We start from the raw sequence: 1505 nt of genomic DNA, 5'->3' as shown, positions 1-1505 counted from the left end.
TCCTAATGGGTTCTGGGAGTAAGCCATCCGGCAGACTCCTGGTGGGTAGGTAGCCGCCGGCGGACGAGCACTCCCGTTTCCTGGACTTTGAGTCCTACTGAGAGATCGTGCCGCTGCTGGTCGGTGTGGAGAGTTGATCGCTGATGGGATGTCGTGCCCGCCCGGTTGCGGCGTGAGCACTGCTTCATTAGGTCGCTGATAGTTCTCTGCCTGGCTACCGAAGGTGATCGGTTCGACAGGTGGGAGACGCGTTGCTGTTCGTGGGAGATGACTGGGCGGAGGACCACCACGACGTCGAGGTGATGGACTCCTCCGGCCGCCGGCTGGCCAAGGCCCGGCTGGCCGAAGGCATGGCGGGCATGACCCGGCTGCACGCGATGATCGGGCAGGCGCTCGGTGACACCATCGAGGACGACGTGGTCCAGGTGAAGATCGGGATCGAGACCGATCGGGGTCCGTGGGTACAGGCGCTGGTCGCCGCCGGCTACACGGTGTACCCGGTGAACCCGTTGCAGGCGGCCCGCTACCGGGAACGCCTCGCGTTGTCGGGGGCCAAGAGCGACGCGGCGGACGCACACATGCTGGCCGACATGGTGCGCACCGACTCGCACCAGCTGCGCCCGATCGCCGGGGACAGCGCCGACGCGGCGGCGGTCAAGGTCGTCACCCGGATGCACAAGACCCTGATCTGGGAACGCACCCGCGCCGGGCAGCGGTTGCGGCACGCACTGCGGGAGTACTTCCCGGCAGCGCTCGCCGCGTTCGAGGACCTGGACGCCGGCGACACCCTGGAACTGCTCGCGAAGGCCCCGGACCCGGCCTCGGCGGCCCGGTTGAGCATCAGCCAGATCAGCACGGCCCTGAAACGAGCCCGCCGCCGCGACATCCCGGTCAAAGCCGCGGCGATCCAGGCCGCCCTGCGTGCCGAGTATCTCGGCCAACCGGCCGTGGTCACCACCGCGTACGCCGCGACGGTGCGGGCCTTGGCCGCGGTGCTGGTCACTCTCAACGAGCAGGTCAAGGCCTTGCAGAGCGAGGTGGAGGCCCATTTTGGCCGGCACCCGGACGCTGAGATCATCCTGTCTCAGCCCGGACTGGGTGCCGTGCTCGGCGCCCGGGTGCTCGGCGAGTTCGGCGACGACCACGACCGTTACGCCTCGGCGAAGGCCCGTAAGAACTACGCCGCGACCAGCCCGATCACCCGCGCGTCCGGGAAGAAACGGACCGTCATGGCCCGGTTCGTGCACAACGATCGCCTCATCGACGCACTGATGACCCAGGCGTTCTCCGCCCTGCAGAAATCCCCCGGCGCCCGCGCGTATTACGACCGGCAACGCGACCGCGGCGCCAGTCACAACGCCGCGCTGCGCCAACTCGCCAATCGACTCGTCGGCATCCTGCACGGATGCCTCAAAACCGGCACGCCCTACGACGAGGCGACCGCCTGGTCGTCTCACCTCATCGAGGCCGCTGCTTGACATTCAAGCTCCTGGGATGTCTCTCAG

General features: G+C 67.9%; 1 protein-coding gene. It reads left to right on the top strand.

Going from position 1 to position 1505, the window contains the following annotated elements:
* Window positions 1-251 precede the first annotated feature (251 nt).
* Window positions 252-1478 (top strand): IS110 family RNA-guided transposase, encoded by a 1227-nt coding sequence (locus IEY73_RS32605; RefSeq protein WP_189083206.1) that lies wholly within the window; start codon window positions 252-254, stop codon window positions 1476-1478.
* Window positions 1479-1505 lie beyond the last annotated feature (27 nt).

This window comes from Mangrovihabitans endophyticus (genome assembly GCF_014646155.1).
GTDB classification, from domain to species: domain Bacteria; phylum Actinomycetota; class Actinomycetes; order Mycobacteriales; family Micromonosporaceae; genus Actinoplanes; species Actinoplanes endophyticus.
This window is presented reverse-complemented; position numbering and strand designations above follow the sequence as displayed.